An 8,828-nucleotide genomic window follows, 5' to 3' on the forward strand; every position below is an offset into this window, starting at 1 on the left:
GTGTTCGCCCCGTCCTTCATCGGCTCCTGGCGCCAAGGCATCCACCGTGTGCCCTTAGTAGCTTAACCTGCTACGGTTTCTCTCCCGGTGATGCAACATGACGAATGACCATTTCGTCATTTGCCTTATTCCATATCTTATTTTCAAGGTGCATTCTCTCAATTGCGCCGGTCATTGCGGCGACAAGAAATAATATAGCACGATCTTTAAGCTTATGCAACAGTTTTTTTTAAAAAAAATGGAGTTTTTCCCTCATCATTTTTCCTCGAAGCAGTTTCCCCCTTTAGAAACAATCTTAATTAAATACCTGAGCCTCAACAGAATAATCCAGAATCATGAAACTCAACAAAAAGTAAAAAACATGCCGCCTTTGGCGGCATGTTTTCAATCTTACTGTTTACCAAGCCATTCATTTACTTGTTTCGGATGGCTTTTAACCCATTCAGCAGCAGCTTGATCCGGAGACATTCCATCGTGGATCTTCAGCATGACTTCTTCCATATCCTCTTTGCTCCAATGAAACCGGTCCAAAATCGCATACGCTTCCGGCATGTCCTTCTTCAGGCCTTTACGCACAATGGTATGGATCGATTGTGGACCACCATAAACTCCGTCCGGATCATCCAGGAATTTCAATTTATATTTTAAAAACTTCCAATGCGGTTCCCAACCGGTTATCACAATCCATTTCTTCTGTTTATACGCCTTGTCCAGGGAAGCTACCATCGAAGCATCCGTGCCCGAGATCAACTGATAGCCATTCAGTTGATATTGTTTCATTAGTTTCTCCGTCAGTTGCATTTCGCCGGATCCCGGGTCGATACCGATGATTTGCCCGTTGAATTTATCGCGGTACTGATTCAGCTGATCAACGGAATTGATCGGTACATATTGCGGAACAACCAGCCCAATTTTTGCTCCCGTCAGGTTAGGACCCAAATCGTCAAATTGTCCCTTGTATTTTTCGACAAAAATTTTGCTTGATGACGGCAACCAGGCACAGACGTGAGCATCCGCCGCTCCGCTGACGACGCCTTCCCACATGGGGGCAGCTTCCGTCTCTTGAATTTCAACATCGTAACCGGCTTTTTCCAATACCTGTTTAACCACATTGGTGCTGGCAATTTCCGAATCCCAGGCGACATAAGTCAGCACGATTTTTTTCTTGCCGGATCCGTCTCCGACATAGGAATAAACCGTCATCCCCAGCAGGGCAATGATCGTGGCAATCGTCAACCATTTGCGGACGATCACCATCGGCGTTTTTTTATTGACGGCGGCTGTTTTCGCATTTCCGAGATTCTGGGTGACACGGTCAAGGATAATGGCAATGATGGCAATCGCCAATCCGGCTTCAAATCCCTTTCCGACCTGCAGACGGGAAATCGATTGGAGCACAATCTTGCCCAATCCGTCTGCGCCAATCATGGAACCAACCACAACCATTGACAAAGAGAGCATGATCGTTTGGTTGATCCCGGCCAGAATGGTCGAACGAGCCAACGGCAATTCCACCTTGATCAATTTCTGCCAGGAGGTTGTCCCAAAGGCATCGGCAGCCTCTTTCAGTTCTCCGGATACTTGACGCAATCCCAAACTTGTCATGCGAATGGTGGGCGGCATCGCAAAAATGATTGAAGCGATTTCCGCAGGCACATTCCCCAGCGCAAAGAAAAAGACAGCCGGAATCAGATAGATGAAAGATGGCATAGTTTGCATAAAATCAAGGACAGGAAATAAAAAACCTTTCATTTTGTCGCTGCGACCGGCCAATATCCCCAGAGGAATCCCGATCACAATGGAAATCAAGGTCGCAGTGAGAACCAACGCAATCGTCAATACGCTGTCTGACCATAATTGCAAATCATAAATCAGCATTAAACCGATGAATGCAAAAATGGCAATCCTCAAGCGACTAACCAACCACACCAGCAGGGTCAGCAGCAGGATCATCCAGATCGGTGGCACAGCGGACAACAAATGTTGAAAGAAATCAACAGTCGGCCCAATCGCTCCGTTGATCAAATCGAACAGCGGCTTAAAATGAATTTGCAGCCACTGGATAAACGCATCTACCCATTTGTCTAAAGGAATACGCGGCAAACTCATTCGGAATCACCTGCCTGTCCAGCCAGAGCAGCAAAAATGGCTCCTCTTCCGACCGCTCCGGCCAGCCGTCCTTCCTCATCCACCACAGCGGCCGGATAAGAAGAATCGGACTGGGCCATAAGCTGAAGAATCTCCCTTAACGGTGTATCTTTCTGGACGCGGACAAGATCCCGGATCATCACATCCCGCATCTCTTTTCCTTCACGTAACGCCTGTTTTGCCTGCTCAGCCGTGAGCATTCCATGAAGCTTACGATCGCGATCCACGACGAGCATTGCCGGAACACCTTTATCCCGCATCAGCTTTAAGGCAACTCGCAACCCATCCTTGCCGAGAATGATTGATTCCGCTTTTCGCATAATCGACTCAGCGGTCAACACTTTGGCCAGGTTGACATCTTGCACAAATCGCTCGACATATTCGTTGTTGGGATTGGTCAAAATATCCTCAGGCGTTCCGATTTGCACAATTTCCCCATCGCGCATAAGGGCGATCCGATCCCCGATTCTCAGGGCCTCGTCCAAATCATGGGTAATGAAAACAATAGTTTTATGCATGGATCGTTGCAATTCGAGCAACTCATCCTGCATATCCTTGCGAATGAGCGGGTCCAAAGCACTAAAGGCCTCGTCCATCAACAGGATATCGGGATCATTGGTCAGTGCCCTGGCCAGCCCCACCCTTTGTTGCATTCCGCCGCTCAATTGGTTCGGGTAACTTTCCGCCCAGGCTTCAAGCCCCACCAATCGCAAACTTTCCATTGCCTTCTGTTTTCGTTCCTGTTCGGGAGTACCCTGAATTTCCAAGCCGAACTCCACATTCGACAACACTGTGCGATGAGGAAATAGGGCAAACTTCTGAAACACCATTCCGATCTTTTTGCGCCGGACTTCACGCAATTTTTCCTGGGACATTTTGACGATATTTTCCCCGTCAATCAATACTTGTCCATCAGTCGGTTCAATCAGGCGGTTTAGCATTCGAATCAATGTTGATTTACCGCTTCCCGATAAACCCATAATCACAAAAATCTCGCCGGTGTACACAACAAAATCGGCCTGATTGACTCCGACCGAAGCACCGGTTTCTTTCAATATCGTCTTTTTATCCTTTCCCTCCTTTAACATTTTCAGTGCTTTCTTCGACGAACGACCATAAATTTTGGATAAATTTTCTACTTTTATCTTTATTGTTTCCAAAAAAACACCCCTCTCTCTTAACCTACTAACCGTAAATGTCATTTCTTAAACCACTTTTTTGCTTTTTTTCTTTAATAACCAATCATTACCATAAAAAATTACTTTTTTCTCACCAGGGGTACCGACAGAAAAACGCGATTTTGCCACGCTAAGAACTCAGAGAAGTGAAAAACCCGATTTTCAACCACGTTAAGGGTTGTGATCGGGTTTTGTTGTCTGATTGTATATTTAATCGGTGTATTGATATGTTCCCAATTGAGCGGTGAAAATATGGAAGATCATATTTAGCGCTGTTCCTCTTTGGTATTGGTCAATCAATAAACGTTCTCGCAGTTCCCCTTGACTTATAAAACGTAAAGCTTTCACTACATGATATTCCCGGTTATATGAACGGAATTTGTTCATAACAAGCGACGCAGAAACACTTTCCCATCTAAGATTGAATGGGAGATACGCAATACCTGATCGCAATTTTGCAAGATCACTTGAGGATTAATCTTTTTAAGCAAATCTGAAATCTTGGGAAACCATTAGGCAGATCGAGGGGAAAAAAAGTGCGCATCCCCTGTATTTCAAATCCCGGGCGCAAATCGAAATCCAAATATATGGCTTAATCCAAAAACTTGATCAGTATAGCCCGCGGCATCCGTATCATGTTTTTTGATTTCTAAATCTGTTTCATGGTGGAGAATCTTATCGATGAGGAGAATTGATCACTGACAAAGCGATTCAGCATAGACGGAAAATCCCCCGGCTTGGACACGCATCCCATCACCCATATTTTTCGTTTTCACTTCTGAGCCGTTTGAAGGATTGAGGAACGGGCTCTCCATTCGTGTCATCTTTCGTCTTTTATGCACCAGAACCCGTTTTATTGATAATGCCGTGTGGATATTTTCGATATTTGAGTTTTCGCGTTGTTGGCAATTCTAAACGAACATTACCTGATCTGGGTGCTCTTCGGTTACTTGTCAAAGTCAATTCGAGTATTAGCTCTTCCGCAAGCGAAGTTATTTGTCTAAACCCAACGCTTCTGCAGAGTCCTTCTACTATTTGGAAGGAATTGCACCTTCTGTTCAGGCACCACCTAAAACGTGTATTAGGGATTTGGGTGTTGGGGGGCTATTTCCAGTCCATACATTTCCGAAATTATCCTCGGCGTAGTATGAACGCACTCTTCTGGTGCTTCCAACATAAACACGTTCAGTCGCACCAGGCTCCACTCTAAACCACACTGTCTTCACATATCCCTCAGGACAAGTCCCAGGAACTACCTGATAATTAATGCAAATGAATACGGTATTGGGAGTAAGGTTACGAAACGAGAGGGACATCTTCATCACCTCTTTTTAAATTATTAATCTCACTTATATGGATTTTTTCAATAAAAGTGTTAATCGACTGTGGGGATATAATAGTAGATCCAGAGAAAGAACAGGGATATTTTGAAAAATTATGTGATAATTCTGCCGGATTCCTCTCGACTTGGATTATGGCTTCTGGACTTTCTGTGCATGGGACAGGTCGAGAACTTTGTAAAGGTGGCCAAGAGTCAATACTTCATCCCGATGCCCTCTGTATCCAGCTTGGATGAACTTAACCAATGGCAGGTTGAAAAGTGCATCGCTTACGAGACGACCACTGTTCCCCGTACTTCACTTACCGTCAGGGAGGCAAGCCTATGAGGAAGACAAAGCGCACATGTTACCGCTGCCTCCACGTCCGTGAGCTTGCGATCCAACCCGGTATGGGAACAGCAATTCGCTTTCCATGGTCACCTTGGAGAAAACAGCTTTGACTATGCCTCCTCAGAGCTGAGGTGAAAGGTCTTTGCTGAGCGAGTGGAGTTCTGCCACAAGGGAGAACTCATTGAGACACATCCGCGATGTTTGGGACAAGGCCAAGAGGTGCTCAACTACGACCATTTTCTCGATCTTCTCCTTCAGAGGCCGGGCGCGGTCTAGTATGCCCGACCGTTGAACCAAGCAAATCTTCCGCCCAGCTGTGCGCAGTTTCGGGACAAGTGCCAACACTGCCCGGGAGGGATAAAAAAATTTTTCGCATTCTTCTCTCCACCGTGAGTTTGAGCCCTCCCCAGTTGAAATTTCCCATGATGAAGAACGTTTCGCACCAAATAAAAGAAGCAGAGCCAAACTTGGACTCTGCTTCCGTTTTCGTCCGCGATTCCCATTGTGTCGTGAGGAGATTCTTCTTGCTCTGCTTTTCTCCACACGTCGCGACAGGTTGAAGGGATGTACGGAACCCGTCTTCCATCTTCGCTTGTGATCAGGAACTGCTGGAAGAGCTACACGAACTGCTGTCCCGCCAGTGACTGCTGGAAGAACTGTCCCAATACCCCCAATCATGACAATGATGCAGCATATGTTTCAATATCTTGGTGGCTTTTTTGCTGTGCCGGTACGCTTTGTACAAGGAATGGTGATCCATCTTTTTGTAATGATGTTTGGGATAGTGAAACATCGGATACTTGGGAGGCGCAGGAACCATCGGGGGCATGGGAGCCACCGGAGGCATGGGATGCATGGGAGGCTTAATGCGTTCCAACAAAATCCACTCCTTTGGATTAAAGATGCACGTTGCTATCCTATGATCGTCTATCCATATTTGAACCGGTTCATCCGCCCCATTTTCCCATGGTTCCAGCCTGAAAAATTTATTTCAACTTCCCTTGCAAATATGCCAAGCTTTGATGGACGGAGCGCATCGGGTCATAATCAAATTCCTCCTGTTCCACAATCAGCCAGGAAAGGTTCCACTCGTTGGCCAGGGCGACAATTGCCGGGATGTCAAGAGAACCGGCTCCTACTTCCGTACTGACTGCTTTGCCGTTTACCCGTTTCATATCCTTCAGATGGAGTGCAATCAATGAATCTCTGTATTTTTTCATCAATTGAACGGCATTGAATCCGGAATATTCAGCCCAATATATATCCAATTCCATTTTGACCAATTGTGGGTCCGTTTCCGTAAACAGGATATCAAATCCTGTTAATCCGCCAAATTTTTGAAATTCGAAATCATGATTGTGATAGGCGAACATGAAACCGGCCTCTTTGCACTGTTGTCCCAGTTGATTAAACGTTTCTGCCAATCGTTTAAAATCATCAGCTGTCGTCCTCATCCCTTGCGGCAGCCAAGGAACAACCAACAAGCGGTTGCCGATCTGCTCATGATACCGAAACACGGACTCAATCCGATCCGGTGCAAACTCAGACAAGGGAACATGGCTGCCCGCTGCAGTCAATTTTTTCTCTTCCATCATTTTTTTTACCGCCATGGCAGGTGCTTCGAAAAAACCGGCGAATTCAACTCCCTCATATCCCAAGTCGGCTACCCGGCGGAGTGTCCCCAAAAAATCCTTCTCAGCCATGTTATTTAACGTCCAAAGTTGAAGTGCGATTTTGCACATTAACGCCAATCCTCCTCAATCGGGCATGGTTTTTCGAGCGATTTCGCCATTTCAACCCGTTGATTCAACCTGCGGCCATGGGTCAGAAGGGAAAAGTCCGTGGTTCATTTTGCACTGACACCCATTTGGTTGTGGTAAATTCTCCAAGCCCCCAATTTCCGCCAAAACGTCCGTAACCCGAAGCTTTTTCACCACCGAAAGGAATATTGGGTTCATCATTGACCGTTTGGTCATTGACATGAACCATCCCGGCCTGGATTCGCTGGGCGACACGAACTCCGTGCTCAATCGATCCGGAGAAAACCGCGCTGCTCAACCCGTATGAATTATCATTGGCAATCTCTATTGCTTCTTCTTCACTTTCAACGGGAAGGATACAGGCGACAGGGGCAAAAAGCTCCGTTTGGGCAATTTTCATGTCATTACGCACATCTGCAAGAATATAAGGCTCAAGAAATTGATCATATGCTTTTCCTTCGAGAATCAGCCTGCATCCCTGTTGTACAGCATCCTCGATCAAAGAAAGAACGCGGGGAACGGCATTTTTATTGATTAACGGTCCAATAAAGGTATCCGGTTCCGCCGGATTTCCGACTTTCAGCTTCTTCACTTTTTCCGCAAACAAACGGATAAATTCTTCATATCGACTTTTATGTACGATGATGCGGTTAATCGACATACAGATTTGCCCCTGATGCAAGAAAGCACCGAAAACCGCAGCCTGCACCGCCTTTTCAATATTTGCATCTTCCAGCACGATAAAGGGGTTATTGCCTCCCAGCTCCAGATGCAGTCTTTTGAGATGTTTTCCGCAAATTTGGGCGATATGCCGGCCTGTTTCAGTTGAACCCGTGAAAGAAATCAGCCGTGGAACGGGATGTTCAATAAAGATATCACCAATTTCCTCGATTTCCCCGACAACAACATTAAACACCCCTTTTGGCAGACCGGCATCTTCAAACAGTTTGGCGAGAAAAAGACCACCCGATATGTATGTCTGCGAATCCGGTTTCAAAACAACGCCATTACCTGTTGCCAAAGCAGGAGCGACCGCACGTAAGGATAAAATAAACGGGAAGTTGGACGGGCTGATGATCCCAACGACTCCATGCGGTTTACAATAAACCCGGTTCTCTTTTCCGACGACAAATGAAGGGTGAACCGTTGTGTTCATCTGAAAAGGGTATTTGGCTGCCTCCTTCAACATGGAGAAAGCCGATTTTGCTTCAATGCTGGCTTTGATCCGGGTACTGCCCGATTCGGCAATCAAGATCTCGATGAGTTCGTCGGCTCGTTCTACCATCAGTGCCGCAGCTTTTTCCATTACCATTGCCCGATTGTAGGGGTTCAATTGTTCCCAGGCTTTCTGGGACTGTTTCGCTTTCTCATAAGCTCGGGCAATATCATCGCGATTCGCCAACTGAAGGGTGGATAATGTTTCACCATTATAGGGATTTACATTTTCATAGCGGGTCGGGCTTGAACCATCAATCCATTCCCCACCAATATATTGCTTATTCCAATACGTAAAATCATACATGATTGTTTTCTCCTCCATTTCTTTTTTATTTTATAGTATAATATTAACTTTCAATATTATTGTTATTATACTATAAACGTGATTACATTCAGTAAAAAAAGGGAAAATATGAACGGTTCTCCAGAACTATTCAAGTAGAAATAGCTGCTCATTTCGACAGGAAATCCAGAATTAAAATGGAACTCGCCATGATTGTCATCGTCCCTCCAACCAAGCGATTTCCATTATTCTCGTATCCGTTCTCTCTGTTTTATCCCATATATTATATTTATTTATTAAAATAAAATAATATCTTCAGGTCTAAAGTGTCTTTGTATCTGAAGTTTAAAGTGTCTCACATCTATTCAAATGGAAAGTCTCCATTTCGTTATTAATAAATAAAAAAACCCATCTCGATTGAGATGGGTTTTTTTGTGCCTGGCAACGACCTACTCTCCCAGGGGTGAACCCGAGTACCATCGGCGCTGGAGGGCTTAACTTCCGTGTTCGGGATGGGAACGGGTGGATCCCCTCCGCTATCATCACCAGACAGGTGGCGTGCCCTGGAAGA

The 8,828-nt window shown here is 45.6% G+C and carries 6 protein-coding genes and 1 rRNA gene; all 7 read right to left on the bottom strand.

Annotation, left to right across the window (positions count from 1 at the left end; genetic code table 11):
• Positions 1 to 390: 390 nt before the first annotated feature.
• The 7 genes from I8U19_RS16760 to rrf all read right to left on the bottom strand — a co-directional run bounded on the left by I8U19_RS16760 (position 391) and on the right by rrf (position 8,807).
• The gene (locus I8U19_RS16760) at positions 391 to 2,109 is read right to left on the bottom strand and encodes an ABC transporter permease/substrate binding protein (RefSeq protein ID WP_033102436.1); all 1,719 of its coding nucleotides are present in this window, start codon (positions 2,107 to 2,109) and stop codon (positions 391 to 393) included.
• Positions 2,106 to 3,350, bottom strand: a complete 1,245-nt coding sequence (gene proV, locus I8U19_RS16765) for a glycine betaine/L-proline ABC transporter ATP-binding protein ProV (protein WP_198056589.1) — start codon at positions 3,348 to 3,350, stop codon at positions 2,106 to 2,108. Before proV ends, I8U19_RS16760 begins: the two co-directional genes overlap by 4 nt.
• A 530-nt stretch (positions 3,351 to 3,880) precedes the next feature.
• Positions 3,881 to 4,018, bottom strand: a complete 138-nt coding sequence (locus I8U19_RS17830; RefSeq protein WP_081944042.1) for a Tn3 family transposase — start codon at positions 4,016 to 4,018, stop codon at positions 3,881 to 3,883.
• A 1,576-nt stretch (positions 4,019 to 5,594) separates the two neighbouring features.
• The gene (locus tag I8U19_RS16775; protein WP_033102434.1) at positions 5,595 to 5,873 is read right to left on the bottom strand and encodes a hypothetical protein; all 279 of its coding nucleotides are present in this window, start codon (positions 5,871 to 5,873) and stop codon (positions 5,595 to 5,597) included.
• Positions 5,874 to 5,982: 109 nt separating this feature from the next.
• A complete protein-coding gene (locus tag I8U19_RS16780; protein WP_033102433.1) occupies positions 5,983 to 6,738 on the bottom strand; it encodes a sugar phosphate isomerase/epimerase family protein in 756 nt (251 codons plus the stop codon).
• 82 nt (positions 6,739 to 6,820) lie between these two features.
• Positions 6,821 to 8,278: an aldehyde dehydrogenase family protein gene (locus tag I8U19_RS16785; protein WP_198056590.1), complete on the bottom strand. Its 1,458-nt coding sequence runs from the start codon at positions 8,276 to 8,278 to the stop codon at positions 6,821 to 6,823.
• 415 nt (positions 8,279 to 8,693) lie between these two features.
• Positions 8,694 to 8,807: ribosomal RNA gene (rrf, locus tag I8U19_RS16790) — 5S ribosomal RNA — on the bottom strand.
• Positions 8,808 to 8,828 lie beyond the last annotated feature (21 nt).

The organism is Thermoactinomyces sp. CICC 10523 (genome assembly GCF_016055105.1).
Classification (GTDB): domain Bacteria; phylum Bacillota; class Bacilli; order Thermoactinomycetales; family Thermoactinomycetaceae; genus Thermoactinomyces_A; species Thermoactinomyces_A daqus.